This is a genomic window from Pseudomonas sp. HY13-MNA-CIBAN-0226 (assembly GCF_040310305.1).
In the GTDB taxonomy this organism is placed as follows: Bacteria; Pseudomonadota; Gammaproteobacteria; order Pseudomonadales; family Pseudomonadaceae; genus Aquipseudomonas; species Aquipseudomonas gregormendelii.
This window is the reverse complement of sequence record NZ_JBEOPS010000007.1, coordinates 221,732-234,738: the sequence shown is the minus strand read 5'-3', so window position 1 is coordinate 234,738 and position 13,007 is coordinate 221,732. Positions and strand designations below refer to the sequence as shown.

Sequence of the window (13,007 nt, the reverse complement as noted above, 5' to 3'; positions counted from 1 at the left end):
ATAAACTCGACCGCAGTAACTGATCAGATGTGAAGTCGTCAGATAAACACTGTCACCCAATAGAGACAGCCATCTGTAGCAGGATATTGACTGCCAATCAGCCACCGCCGTACGCTGAGACTTGTGCTTCAAAGACCAGGGAAGGCCATGATCGAGTTCGCTTGCAAAAACTGTGAAAAAAGTATCCGCCTGAGCTACGCCAAGGCGGGTAGTTCTGGATTGTGCCCTCATTGCCGCAAGCCTGTGACCGTTCCGGCTCATAGTGATATCCCCTTACATGACGATGTATTTGTCGAGATCAAATCTCAGGATACTAGTGAGATACAGGTGGGTGGTGGGCGCGTAGGGGGAGGTCTTGGATCAAGAGCGGTTGTTGTAGCCAGTACTGTCTTGGCCTGGTTCTTTGGTCTGCTGTTCGTCGTGTTTTTCTTCATCAGCATCTGGAGCTTCCCATTGGCATCGCTGCCCGCATTGGCAGGTGCCGCTTTGCTTCTACCTCCTGTCTATCGTCGTGCAAGGATATTTTTCAAGATTGATGTCGGGGTGCGGTGGAAAGTGATGGGATCGGTCGTACTCTTCATTTGCTACATGATGATGTATTCCTACTTCGCCTCAAACGCCGCTGCTGAGCGGAACAAGTTGGCAGGGAAACAGGCTGAGGAAAAGCGCCAGGCCGAGCGTGAACAGACCACGCAATATCTTAGGTCAAACAAGGCTGCAATCCAGGCTGAGGCGAATGCACTAATTGATCAAGGCAAGATTGAGGGTGCATTGGGCGTAGTACGCAAGTATCAAGGCCTTGGAGACCCTCAAATTGATGCAGTTTTTTTCAAGGCAGAGGTGAAGCGTAAGTCTATTGCCGACGGTGCTAAACAAGCCAGTCTCTTGGAGAGCCTCGCCGCTCTCAAAGCAGATAACATTTCTGAGCGGGCCAGAATTTATGAGCAGCTCACAGTTTTAGCTCCGGAGAACGCTGATTACAAAAAACAGGCAATCGAGCTGAAGGAGAAGATCGCACAAACCGCCGCCAAGAAAAAGGCTGCGGACGATGCGGCAGCGCTCAAAGCTCACCAGCGTGAAATGGGGTTGGTTTGGCGGTATGGTACCCACAAAGACGAGATGACTCAGATGGAAATACTGACGGCGCAAGTCGACTCGACCAATACCCTTTCTTTTGACTTTCCTTATTCAGGCTTGCAGCGTGCCACGCTAGAGTTACGCAAGCATCCTCGCTGGGGATCGGACGTCATCCTCCAGGTTGAACGCGGTCAATTTCTCTGCAATAGCTATGATGGCTGTAGCGTCAATGTTCGTTTTGGAAATGGGAAGCCACAACGCTTTTGGGCAAACCAAGCAAGCGACAATAGCACTACGTACATTTTTGTTTCCGACTATGGCAAATTCGTGAATCAGCTTCGCAAAGCTGGTGAGGTGGTGATTGAGGCAAGCTTTTACCAAGCAGGGAATCAGGCAATGAAATTTTCTGTTGAAGACCTAGATTGGAAATAGCTACAGCGCCCGCAGTGCTTGCGACAGGTTGAGTGCGTGTAGCTGAACAAACCTCCAAGTCATAATCTGGCCGCTGCCGCAGATCGACAAGCGTATGTCGGGCAAAAAATGCTGGATCGGCTTCTTCAATGTCAGCTCCCAAGCGGTGACTGGCGAGATATCATGCGCGCAAGCTCAAGATATCTCACTTTCCATCAGCCCACAGCTAGACTTGGGTGTTCGCGTCTAAGTTGCCGTTGCCACACCAGGTCGAGGAGTTTGACTACCGCCCGGCGTCAAGATCACCTTCCTGCAATCATCTTCTTTCTTGTCAAACATCTTGTAGCCCTCTGCAGCCTGTTCCAACGACATTCTATGGCTGATGATCACCTCGGGTGCTAGGCGACCGGTCTCGATATGTTCAAGGAGCTCTGGGAGATAACGCTGAACATGTGTCTGCCCCATTTTGAAGGTCAGGCCTTTGTCGAACGCGTCTCCAAACAGGAAGCCATGGATAAAGCCTGAGTAAACCCCTGGCATACTGACGACGCCTCCGCGTCTAACGGCAGCAATGCACTGTCGTAAGGCTTTGCCGCTACTGCCTTCAAGCTTGAGTGTGGCGAGGACGGTTTCTGTGGTGCTGCCTTTTGCTTCAAACCCCACAGCATCCACCACGCCATCAACACCATGCATGCCCTTGGTTTGTCGAATGATCGTGTCTGCAGGATCATCATCGTCATCGAAATTGATCGGGATCACGCCATAGGTTTCTTGCGCGTAAGCCAGACGATAGGGGTGGTGATCAACCATAAAGATCTGATCCGCACCGAGCATTCTTGCGCACGCGGCACTCAACAAACCAACAGGGCCTGCGCCATAGATGGCGAGGCTTGAGCCTTTGCCAATCCCTGCGTTCGTCACGGCTTGAAATGCGGTAGGCAGGATGTCGGACAGGAACAGAACCTTTTCGTCTGAAAGTGTCCCTGGTACTTTGAAAGGCCCAGTATTTGCCTTGGGTACTCTCACATATTCTGCTTGTCCACCAGGTATGCCCCCGTACATATGGCTGAAGCCAAAGAGAGCTGCACCGGATGGAATGGCCTTTTTATTCAGAATTGCGCCTCGCCCGGTATTCGTGGTTTCACACGCGGCGAATAAATCCATTTGACAGAAGAAGCAGCTTCCGCGAGCGATGACGAAAGGGATGACTACACGGTCGCCTGGTTGAACGGCAGTGACTGCCGAACCGGTTTCTTCAACGATCCCCATAAATTCATGACCGAAGATATCGCCGTGCTCAACAGTTGGGATCTTTCCCCGATACAAATGAAGATCAGATCCACAGATCGCGGTGGCCGTGACTCGAAGAATAATGTCATCGCTGTCCTCAATAATCGGGTCGGGGACGGTATCAACTTTTACGCTATGCGCGCCGTGGTAGGTGAGTGCTCTCATGATTTTCTACCCCTCTCATTAGCTGGATGGTAAATGGGAGAGGAGCAATGAGTGGGTGAAGTTCAGAGATAAAAACACTGATAGACTAGCGGTCGTGACAAGAGCCTGCCTTTGGCCGGCGAAAGCTTTCCCTAAGGTGTTAAAGTGTGCCTCCAGGCATTATTCGAGGCGACTTCTCGCTAGAAGTCCGTAAGTTCCCATATAGGCATGGCTTTACGCCAAAAAAGCCCAGCTTTAAGCCGGGCCCAACATACCAATCATGCGGTCAGGCTGGGATCTGAGAGCGATTTTTTGTATTCAGCTTTCATTACTTCCATCTGCTGACCCAATTCATTCAGCTTGGTCTTACCAAGAAGCTTGTTTGCCTGCGGAAACATCTCAGTTTCTTCTTCTTCAATGTGATGCTCCAAAAGTTCTTTGACCACTTTCACACGCCCAGAGAATTCCGGAGTACCCGGGTCTGTTGCTTTCATATCAGGTAATACGAGGGAGTCCACGGTTCGGTGCTCCTCCTTCGCTTCGTAATACATCTCCTCCTGCTCCTTCCCACCTGCTTCTTTGAAGGCAGGGTAGAGAATTTCTTCCTCAAGTTTGGTGTGGATGGTGATCTCCATTTCCAGTTTGGCCAGCAATTCACTGCGTTTTTTGATGCCGCGCTCAGTCGACTCACTTAGTTGAGTCAGGATGGTTTTGACGCGCTCATGGTCTGCTTTCAAGAGGTCAATGGCGTTCATGCTGGATTCCTTCAGTGATCATGGTCGGACGCGCGTCGATCAAGGTGCCGACGCTCTCAAACTCTTACTTGCATCGGATGTGCCAATGACTTTCGTACTAGAAATCATTGCTTTTCAAAGAGTTGTGTTATGCCTTGACCGGGCGAGTCGGGTTTTTTGCATGATTGTTTGACATTTGAATTGCAGATTGCGGAAGCATCTATCTTCTGGCATCTGGCATCTGGCATCTGGCATCTGGCATCTGGCACACTCGGCGGGAGCGATTGGAATCATTGATACTAGTAGGAGTCAACTGACAAATTACCTCGGACAGATTTCATGCCAAATTCCGCCAATAGTTTGGGTGTGTCTGGCCGTTGCTGGATGCTGCTTTTCGCTGCTTCCTGGAAGTGTTCGCTATCGATAGGTGGGTATCATGGACGCGGCTGAATCCACTCTCGCGGCAGCGCGTGCTCAGTTCGCGATCACCATTAGCTTTCATATCGTGCTGGCATCCCTCACCATCGGTCTCGCCAATTTCCTGATGATGCTCGAAGCTCTCTGGCTTTGGCGTGGCCTAAAGGTTTATTTCGACATTTACCGTTATTGGCTAAAAGTCTTCGCCCTCACCGTGGCGGTGGGTACGGCGTCCGGTTTAATCCTGGAATATCAGTTCGGACTGAATTGGTCGCGATTGTCGGTTCAGGCTGGTGGAATTCTCGGCCCCTTGATGTTTTACGAAGTCCTAGCAGCGTTTTTTTTAGAGGCTGGATTCCTCGGCATCATGTTGTTCGGATTGAAGAAGGTGGGCCCAAGGATCCACTTTTTCGCCACCTGCGCAGTGGCATTCGGGTCGCTCATGAGTGCTTTCTGGATACTGTCTGCCAACTCCTGGATGCAAACTCCCGCCGGATACTCCGTAAACCCTGACGGCGCCTTCATTGCCGAGGACTGGTGGGCAATCATCTTCAACCCTTCTTTCCCTTATCGGCTCGTCCATATGACGCTGGCCACATTTCTCGGTACCGCTACTCTGTTGGAGGGTGCAAGTGCATGGCAGCTTTTACGGGCACCCGCGAATCCACGTGCCCGTTGTACATACTCCATGGCGCTTTGGGTGATTGTGTTAATCACGCCCGTGCAAATCGTCGTGGGAGATCTTCATGGTCAACACACCCTCGAAGTTCAGCCGCAGAAGGTGGCAGCTATTGAAGGCTCTTGGACTCGCCCGGCTGAAGGTGCAGGCGAACCCTTACGCTTGTTTGCAATTCCTGACATGACCGAGCGGCGCAATCATTGGGAATTGGCTATTCCGCGCATAGGGTCGTTGTACTTACGGCATGATCTCAGTGGCACTATCGCCGCGTTGGATGAGTTTCCGCCGGAGGATATTCCACCGGTGCCAGCGGTATTTTTTGCATTTCGCATCATGGTTGGTTTGGGTCTGTTGATGCTGGGGCAGGGGCTTACTAGCTTGGTGCTACGGTGGCGAGGACGTTTATACGGCACGCGCTGGATGCTACGAGTGGGTGCGGTGATGGCACCGGCTGGATTTCTGGCGATGCTCTGCGGCTGGGTCGTCACAGAGGTGGGTCGCCAGCCGTTCACTGTCTACGGATTACTGCGCACGGCTGACAGTCTCTCTTCGGTCTCTCGGGAGCAGGTGGTCGGGGCAACGTGGACAATCCTTATGTTCTATCTGGTGACCTTCGGTGTTGGGCTATGGATTCTGCTACGGCTGTTGCGAGAACCGCCTCACGCGGATGAGGCTGGGCCGCAACCCACTTTGGCTGACGAAACAGGTAAATCCTGAGGGCATGCACCCATGTTTAGCACTGACTGGTTGACCTTGTTGTCCGCAGCCGCTTTGGGCTTCTCGGTGTTGAACTATGTACTCCTGGACGGCACGGATTTAGGGGTTGGTATTCTGATGGGCTTTACTCGCTGTTCGAAGCATCGTCGTGCCATGGCGGTTACCATCTTGCCCATATGGGATGCCAATGAAACCTGGCTTGTGTTGGGAGGAGGTGGCCTGCTTGCCTTGTTTCCGCTGGCCTACGCCATTTTGCTGCCGGCGCTGTATGCGCCGTTTGTGCTGATGTTTCTGGCATTGATTGTTCGTGCGGTCGCGTTGGAGTTTCGTGACCATGCCCCCAGCGATGGCATCAAGCGCGCGGTTGACGTTCTGTTGTCGTCCGGCTCGGCTGTCGTAGGTGGATGCCAAGGGATAGTTCTGGGAACGCTGGTACAAGGTGTCCCAAACCATGACGGGCAATACAGCGGCGACGGCTGGGAGTGGACGGGGATGTTCCCCTTATATTGTGGCGCAGTGCTTATAGTGGGCTACACGTGGCTAGGCGGCTGTTGGTTGTATTGGCGTACGTTGGGCGATCTGCAACTGCGATCCCAAAAACAAACCAGATTGCTGGGTTTCGTCACGGTTGTGCTGCTCCTTGTGTTGGTCGGCTGGACAGCCGCACTGGACGTCCGCTACGCGGATCGTCTTTCAGATCAGATGGTATGGTTGCCCGCTTCAACACTCTCAATCGCACTACTGATTGGCTTTGCTTTAGGGTTCAAAAGTCGCCGTGAATATTTGCCGCTGTTCGCTGCACTGGGAATTTTTGTCTTGGCGTTTGCCTTGATGATCACAGCGCTGTTTCCGCTGATTGTGCCCCCACAACTGACCTTGCAGGCTGCCGCCTCGAGTCCCTCCACTCAGCTATTCATGTTGGTGGGTTTCGCCTTCCTGATACCGGTCACACTTGTTTACAACACTTACGGCTTCAGGGTATTTAGCGGAAAGGTTGACCCAGTCGTTGATCCATCATCCCCGAACCTGTAGCTAAAATCGACCGCGCTAGAGGTCACAATCGCCGCTAAATATCTGCCAGCAACGCGGCTTGTAGAATTTTGAATGGACACGCTTTTCAGGAGTCAACCAGTCAGCAATCGGAGGAAACGTCGCCATGTCCATCGCCGCGAGCACCGTCCGCTATTTGCGCGAGAACTGCCTTGTGTTATCGACCGCTGAGTCTTGCACTGCGGGCAAAATAATTACGTTGCTGTCCGAGGTCGAAGGCAGTGGCGAATTCATTGAATCGGGTTATGTGGTCTACTCACCACAGGCTAAACGACGGCTTTTGCACGTCAGTCCCCCACTATCGAGACATTCAATATTACAAGCGTCGAAGTCGCCCGCGAGATGGCGAATGGCGCGCTACGTGACAGTACTGCCAATGTCGCCTTAGCCACCACAGGCATTCTCGGCCCTGAAGACATCGACGGCATACCAGCAGGCACGGTGTGTTTTGCTTGGGCTTTTCAATCACCCGAACAGTGTATTTTCAGTCGCGTGCAGCGGTTTTTTGGTACGCGCTGTCAGGTGCAAGCAGATGCTTCGGAATACGCGTTGGAGTGGCTGCCCCATTTCCATCGTCGTGCTCTACTGGGTGAACGAGGTTGAATCTGGTGAGCGATGACTCCTTGCGCGGAGATTTGCGGGGCGCAGAGATAGGGCATTTCAGCGATGGCTGCCGAGAAATCCCTTAAGGGAAATGCGATACAAATTCTAGAGCTTTTCTGCCCAGGCGCATGCGGCTACAGCGACCAATTCAGAGTGCGACGCACAGAAGTGCAGCGCTTTTCGATGAGTACACCTTACCGACGAAGACGAGCAGATACCGAGAACACTAGTCTTTCCGCACCATTAGGATTGTCAAGGGATATTTATTTTCGAGTACCCCCTTGAATTCTTTTTTGACAAACGGAGTGTATATATTGAGAACAAAAAACAGCTTTCTCAAAAAGCTTCCTCGGAGCTCGAAACCGTTTCTGAATCTACGTTCAAGCTGATTTTTTCTTGGGTTTACCCTTTGTAGCAAAACGCAGAATTGCTTAGTGCCTTCAGGCGATTGGTTGGCTTAGCAGCTAGTCGTTAATTTGGCCGAAGGCCGGCTGGCTTTTTTTTGGCCCCAAATCAAAGCGGGAATTTTTTGGGGTAGGTACGTCTGAAGCCTGGTAAATGGGATGCCATTAAAACTGCCAATTGAAGTGCAGTCCCACTGCGAACTGATTTCTGAGTGACTTTGCGGCACTCTTTGGGTCTTCGGACATCGATTGGTACAATCAACATCAGCCTGCGCAGATCTCCATTGGCCACTCTCAAGCAGGAGCTGCCAGGCGGGCTACCCAAGGCATCGTGGCCCTAGAGATAAATTCGCAATCATCGAGCGTAACGGCAAAAGATCGATAGTCGCCTGCTAAACCTGATCCATGCGCTCCTTATCCTCTTCAGTGAATTGGTCTGAACAACGACGAAATCCCGAGGCCTAAGTCGTACTAGCCTCTGGAGGATCAAATCATGTCTGAAGCAACCAGCTACTTTGCGATTGCCATGGCGGTCGTCATCTTGCTTGTAGATTTATGGGCAATTATCAGTGTGTTCCGTAGCGACAAAACAGTGGGTGTGAAAGCAGCTTGGGCCATTGGCCTCATCATTTTTCCGGTGCTTGGACTGATCGTCTGGGGCGTAGCAGGCCCTCGGGGGATTAAGCATGGGCCTACCTCACCCGAGCACAGCAAAGGGTAAGCGAGGAGGGGGGAAATAAGAGCCCTGTAGGCTAGGTTCTCAGGGCAACTGCGATTCCTGTATGAACGAGCCATTCGTCAGTTAGCTCAACTGCTTGCTGAAATAATTGAAACGGCTGGCGATACCGGTGAATCTTAATACTAGGTCTGCCACGTTATGCAGGCTGCTCAGAAAAAAATACTCCTGTTGCCCGCACGCCGTGCGGGTTTTTTTAATCTTCGCTCAAGGATTATTTCTTCGCACAGCGTTGCCATGAGATACGATAAAACTAGTGCAATGCGTGATGGGTCGTATTGACTCATCATTCCGATCGTGTCGGATTATTTGATTTGCGCTTCAGGATAGTCGATGGTGAGCTCAACCAGTCTATTTGCAGACAACACATAGGTCGGTGTATTTCGGTAGTACCGGCATTCCGGTGCCAAGGTTACAGCTCGCCACGTCAAAAATTCCATACCCACGCCGCTCGTCAGTTGCCCTCAACGGGGGGGCATAACGCGATAATGCCGCCTAAAGACCAGTCTTCCTCGCCCGGCTGTGCTGTATTCCTATTGGGAAACAATCTTCCAGCTCCGATGCAAGGCTGGAGGGCGTTTAGCCCCGAGTCTCCAGACCCAGCCCTTGGGGGCTTCGCGGGGTGCCAAGACCCCCAGGATGATATGAGTTATCGATACGCTATCCGTCCTAGGTTTTGGTTTTCTTCCGTTTGCGGTTATCAGTCACTGCAGTCCTCTGTTGCGCAACAGAAGTGTCACCACTAGGGCCTGCTTGATTATCCGAGAGTGTAGAGCGATCTACACCCGTATCGGATTCCTCGCCAGACATATTGCTTGCTTTGAACTAATGCTCTAGGTCACGTCCATCAGGTTTGCCGTCTTTCTCCCATAGCACATAGGCTGCTTCTTTGATTTTTTGCTCGTTCACAATGATCACTCCTCTGGATTGGCCCAGTGCTCAGACTAGCCTATCGGGACAAGCTCCCCATTGGTGGCCACTAATGGGTGTGAACTCTCAACGTCCTAGGCTGAGCTTCACAAGGCACGTTACTTCGTTCGATTTGTCTCACTGCGCTTCCCTAGCAAATTGAATCTCTACCGTGATGATTTCAGGATTTACTGATAGGTGCCTCTGGCTGAAGAAGCGAGGCTACTGCGATGACCAGATCGTCTAACGACCAGGGTTTGTGAAGGTAGGAAGTGCCGGCCGGTATTTTTTCTGGTTCTATTTGATATCTAGAGGTCAAAATTGCTTCGATTGACGGCCATTTCCCTCTGACCATTTCAATGAACTCAATACCTTTGACCTGCCCGGGCACTCTGTGGTCGGCAATCACAAGCCGGCATTGGTCATGCGCTTGCAGGAGATAGGTTAACGCGTCGTCAGCCGTTTCAAATGCGACTGACTTTGCGCCCAACTCCGCAACGATATCTATCATCAGCGAGCGTAAGGTCGGATCGTCTTCCACGACGATTATCTCCCCTTGAACCGGCAATATCCCATCCCAATTCACGTTCACGCATGGTCTCCTCAGTCAGCGATAGCTGGCGAAATATTGCAACGGGAGCGCTCAGTGTAGTCCAATATCGTTTGAGGTCGAAGCCGCAGACTTGACCGATGAGTCGCAAGTTTTCGCGCTTACGGCTTAGGCTTAATCGGTATGGGGTCGCATCGATTCTTCTTCAATAATGCAGCCATGGCCGCTTCAAGGACATCCTGAGCCATGTGTAGATTTGGCAGCTATAAGCTACGACACCTCGTGTCTTTCTATTGCTCGAAACCTGACAACTCACTTTCTTCTACCACGAGGAGTGCTGCAAGGGATGCGTGACGCAGGTTGTGGCCGATTCGTGAATATCAGTGCTACAACGGGTGCTCACGCCGTAGTTCGGGAGAAGCCGCTTATGCTGCCGCCAAAGCTGGAATGGCTGTTATGAGCAGGAGCTTGGCACATGGGACAGCGCGATGCGGCACCGTGAATTCGGTAGCACCGGGTGGGATTGCGACTGGATCGAGCGCTGCTTCAGAATTCAACGCAGCATGGCACACCCCCTTGCACAAGCCGGGTGCCCTGAGGAAGTCGCATGCAGGCGTCATCTTTTCGCCTCCCGCGCAGCCGGATTCAAAACCGTGGAGTTGCTATTGGTCGATGTTGTTCATTTTCCTGGCGAGCAATGCCCCACCGCCAATTGAATAGGTAGCTAAGGTTCATGCTGCTCATCGGATTCCCTGCTCATTACTTGCTGAGTTTGCTTACAGCCGCTAAGAGTAAAGGAGGCTTGGAGAGGAGCGTGAAGATGAATTCGAGATTTGTGGTTGTTCCTGCAATCCCCACGGAAACGGGGTCAATGCGCAATGGATCGCGTTTCTACTGTCAAACTTCACCCATAGGTTTCAATATTTATGACAACGAGGAAAAGCTGCGCCTGCAAAATGCTTATCAATGCCGTAAAGAAGCCGAGACCGAGTGCCGGCGTCTCAATATCCAGCGTCTCGATCAGTTCATTTCAGAATCAGAATCCACTTCATTGCCCATCTCGGTTATGTCTTAAGTTTTACAATAAGTACATGCGTTTTTTCTGCACTAAAAATGTTTAACTTAAGCTTCGGTGGCGTACAGTGACAGTGTTGCAATGAGCGATCTAGCCGTACTTGGTGTGGACGTGGCAAACATAGCTTATGTCTCAAGTAACTCGGTGTAACATAAGTACTGCGGGGCTTTGGCCTCCACAAGGGAAAAACCCGGAACTAACCAAATTTTTTCAGGATAAAATTATGCAGCGATTGGTTAAGCCATCTGATTATGTCCTCAAGCCAATGATGGACAAAATGGTTTACATGCTCCCTTGGGAACGACGACACTGTCCGGGAAATCCTACGGATGAACCCGAGCAAGGCGCGCTGCTCTATAACAAATATATCCTGAATTTTATAGATGCTGTAGCACCGCTCACACCTAAAGAGCGGGTAATCGTAATAGCGCGTTGGTGCCTAGCGTCAAGCGGAGAGTCTGCCAGGTCATTGGCAGATGACTTTTCTGCGGCCTACCTGAGTCGACATAATTTCTCGCTGGCTGATGTATCAAAATCTGATGATGAATCGAAAGAGTATCGAGGACATTTGGCGCTTTGGCCTGATGAAATTAAAAAATTACCAGCGAATCTTGTGATGGCGTTGCGGGCACGGGCGGCGGGCCATTTGTTGCGATGACGCCCGTTGATGGCGAAAAGAATTTGGGGGTGCAAAGGTAAATGTATTGTTACGCATATCCTCTATGCCGATTGAAAAATCTTAAGATTTTATCTCCCTCTATCGCATCTGTTTTGCAATTCCAAATCTGGCACCACCTTTTAGTCAGTTTGATGCTGCCCAGCTTGGTAGGGGTTTATACCGAAGTGATTGGCCGGCAGCATGTCGCAGTGCAACAGGGATAATTGTGACAATAGACGACGGCGGTGCATGCGCCGTTTGTCAGCTGCTCCTTTTTATGAGTGAACCCTAATCTCCAGATATTCCTCCACCTTCTGTGTCCCTTGAAAAAATCACGAGGTGAGATATGAAAGCTGTCGTGTTTCATGGCGTAGGCGACATCAGGTTGGACGACGTTCTCGAACCAATTATCCAAGCCCCAACAGACGCCATTGTCAGAATTACCCCCTCTGCCATATGCGGAACGGATCTGCACTTTATCCGAGGTAGTGCTCCAGACATGCTAGCCGGTACGATTCTTGGCCACGAAGGTGTTGGGATTATCGAGACGCTCGGAGGCGACGTTCGTAATCTGAAGGTAGGTGACCGTGTACTGATCTCGTCAACCATCGCTTGCGGGAACTGCTCGTATTGTCGAGGCGGATATTTCTCCCAGTGTGACGTTGCTAATCCTAACGGAAAAACGGCGGGGACTTCTTTCTTTGGAGGCCCAAAAACCACCGGCCCCTTCGATGGACTCCAAGCTGAAAAAGCTCGCATCCCCTTCGCGAACATCGGATTGATCAAACTTCCGGATGAAATTACGGACGACCAAGCGATTGCGATGTCGGACATCTTTCCTACCGCTTGGTTTGGAGCTGAGATGGCGGAAATCAAGGATGGTGATACTGTCGCCGTGTTTGGATGCGGGCCAGTAGGTCTTTTTTCAATTGTAAGTGCAAAGTTGATGGGCGCTGGTAGGGTTTTTGCGATTGATGGTTTATCAGACAGGCTGGATCGCGCTCAAGAACTCGGTGCCGAATGCATTAATTTCGAAGTAGAAGATCCTGTTCAAGCTATCGCTCGTCTGACGACCGACATAGGAGTTGATCGCGCCATAGACGCCGTGGGTATAGACGCAAATCATGCCCACCACGCTGAGACTCATGGGCATGCGCAATGGCAGCCAGGAGATGAACCTTCGCAAGCCTTGCGATGGGCAGTGGCGGCGTTAGCCAAAGCGGGCATACTTTCCATCATCGGGGTGTAACCAGCTGGGTTCGAAAGCTTTCCCATTGGTGCAGCAATGAACAAGAACATCCGCATGAACATGGGAAACTGTCATCACCGAAAATATATCCCTAAGCTCATCGAGATGACTCTTGCAGGTCGCGTTGACCCTTCAAAAATACTCACTCAGGCTGAACCGTTGGTCGATGCTATTAGCGCCTTCAAGGCGTTTGACAACCATGAATCGGGTTGGATCAAGGTCAAACTTGAGACGACTGCCGCTGAAAACGAGGCCCGGGATATGAACCTGGGCCGAATTTAGGAAAACTGCGTTAAATCCAAAG

General features: G+C 51.3%; 11 protein-coding genes and 2 pseudogenes. 9 read left to right on the top strand and 4 right to left on the bottom strand.

Annotation, left to right across the window (positions count from 1 at the left end; translation table 11 throughout):
* Positions 1-147: 147 nt before the first annotated feature.
* Entirely contained in the window at positions 148-1,509 is a 1,362-nt protein-coding gene (locus AAEZ05_RS10260) for a hypothetical protein (protein ID WP_350647217.1), read from the top strand.
* Positions 1,510-1,734: 225 nt separating this feature from the next.
* On the opposite strand, the gene AAEZ05_RS10255 is transcribed toward AAEZ05_RS10260, so the two are convergent.
* Together AAEZ05_RS10255 and AAEZ05_RS10250 are read right to left on the bottom strand one after the other, a co-directional pair.
* On the bottom strand, positions 1,735-2,943 hold the full coding sequence (locus AAEZ05_RS10255; protein ID WP_350647215.1) for a zinc-dependent alcohol dehydrogenase: 1,209 nt from the start codon (positions 2,941-2,943) through the stop codon (positions 1,735-1,737).
* Positions 2,944-3,200: 257 nt separating this feature from the next.
* The gene (locus AAEZ05_RS10250) at positions 3,201-3,677 is read right to left on the bottom strand and encodes a PA2171 family ribosome-binding persister protein (protein ID WP_350647213.1); all 477 of its coding nucleotides are present in this window, start codon (positions 3,675-3,677) and stop codon (positions 3,201-3,203) included.
* A 415-nt stretch (positions 3,678-4,092) separates the two neighbouring features.
* On the opposite strand from AAEZ05_RS10250, the gene AAEZ05_RS10245 reads away from it, so the two are divergent.
* From AAEZ05_RS10245 to AAEZ05_RS10230, 4 genes and pseudogenes are all read left to right on the top strand, one after another.
* On the top strand, positions 4,093-5,469 hold the full coding sequence (locus AAEZ05_RS10245) for a cytochrome ubiquinol oxidase subunit I (RefSeq protein ID WP_350647211.1): 1,377 nt from the start codon (positions 4,093-4,095) through the stop codon (positions 5,467-5,469).
* A gap of 12 nt (positions 5,470-5,481) precedes the next feature.
* A complete protein-coding gene (gene cydB, locus AAEZ05_RS10240; protein WP_350647209.1) occupies positions 5,482-6,501 on the top strand; it encodes a cytochrome d ubiquinol oxidase subunit II in 1,020 nt (339 codons plus the stop codon).
* A gap of 124 nt (positions 6,502-6,625) precedes the next feature.
* A pseudogene (locus AAEZ05_RS10235) lies at positions 6,626-7,122 on the top strand (CinA family protein).
* 897 nt (positions 7,123-8,019) lie between these two features.
* Positions 8,020-8,247, top strand: a complete 228-nt coding sequence (locus tag AAEZ05_RS10230) for a PLD nuclease N-terminal domain-containing protein (protein WP_350647207.1) — start codon at positions 8,020-8,022, stop codon at positions 8,245-8,247.
* Between the two features lie 840 nt (positions 8,248-9,087).
* Here the strand turns inward: AAEZ05_RS10230 and AAEZ05_RS10225 are convergent.
* Both AAEZ05_RS10225 and AAEZ05_RS10220 read right to left on the bottom strand, forming a co-directional pair.
* Positions 9,088-9,171 (bottom strand): DUF2934 domain-containing protein, encoded by an 84-nt coding sequence (locus AAEZ05_RS10225; RefSeq protein WP_350647265.1) that lies wholly within the window; start codon positions 9,169-9,171, stop codon positions 9,088-9,090.
* A gap of 181 nt (positions 9,172-9,352) precedes the next feature.
* Positions 9,353-9,763: a response regulator gene (locus AAEZ05_RS10220; RefSeq protein WP_350647205.1), complete on the bottom strand. Its 411-nt coding sequence runs from the start codon at positions 9,761-9,763 to the stop codon at positions 9,353-9,355.
* Between the two features lie 318 nt (positions 9,764-10,081).
* Here AAEZ05_RS10220 and AAEZ05_RS10215 point away from each other — a divergent pair, with 318 nt between their 5' ends.
* The 4 genes and pseudogenes from AAEZ05_RS10215 to AAEZ05_RS10200 all read left to right on the top strand — a co-directional run bounded on the left by AAEZ05_RS10215 (position 10,082) and on the right by AAEZ05_RS10200 (position 12,985).
* Positions 10,082-10,441 (top strand): SDR family oxidoreductase, encoded by a 360-nt coding sequence (locus tag AAEZ05_RS10215; RefSeq protein ID WP_350647203.1) that lies wholly within the window; start codon positions 10,082-10,084, stop codon positions 10,439-10,441.
* Positions 10,442-10,541: 100 nt separating this feature from the next.
* Complete coding sequence (locus tag AAEZ05_RS10210; protein WP_350647201.1) at positions 10,542-10,796, top strand: hypothetical protein; 255 nt, start codon at positions 10,542-10,544, stop codon at positions 10,794-10,796.
* Between the two features lie 223 nt (positions 10,797-11,019).
* Positions 11,020-11,454 (top strand): hypothetical protein, encoded by a 435-nt coding sequence (locus AAEZ05_RS10205; RefSeq protein WP_350647199.1) that lies wholly within the window; start codon positions 11,020-11,022, stop codon positions 11,452-11,454.
* Between the two features lie 346 nt (positions 11,455-11,800).
* A pseudogene (locus tag AAEZ05_RS10200) lies at positions 11,801-12,985 on the top strand (zinc-dependent alcohol dehydrogenase).
* Positions 12,986-13,007: the final 22 nt, after the last annotated feature.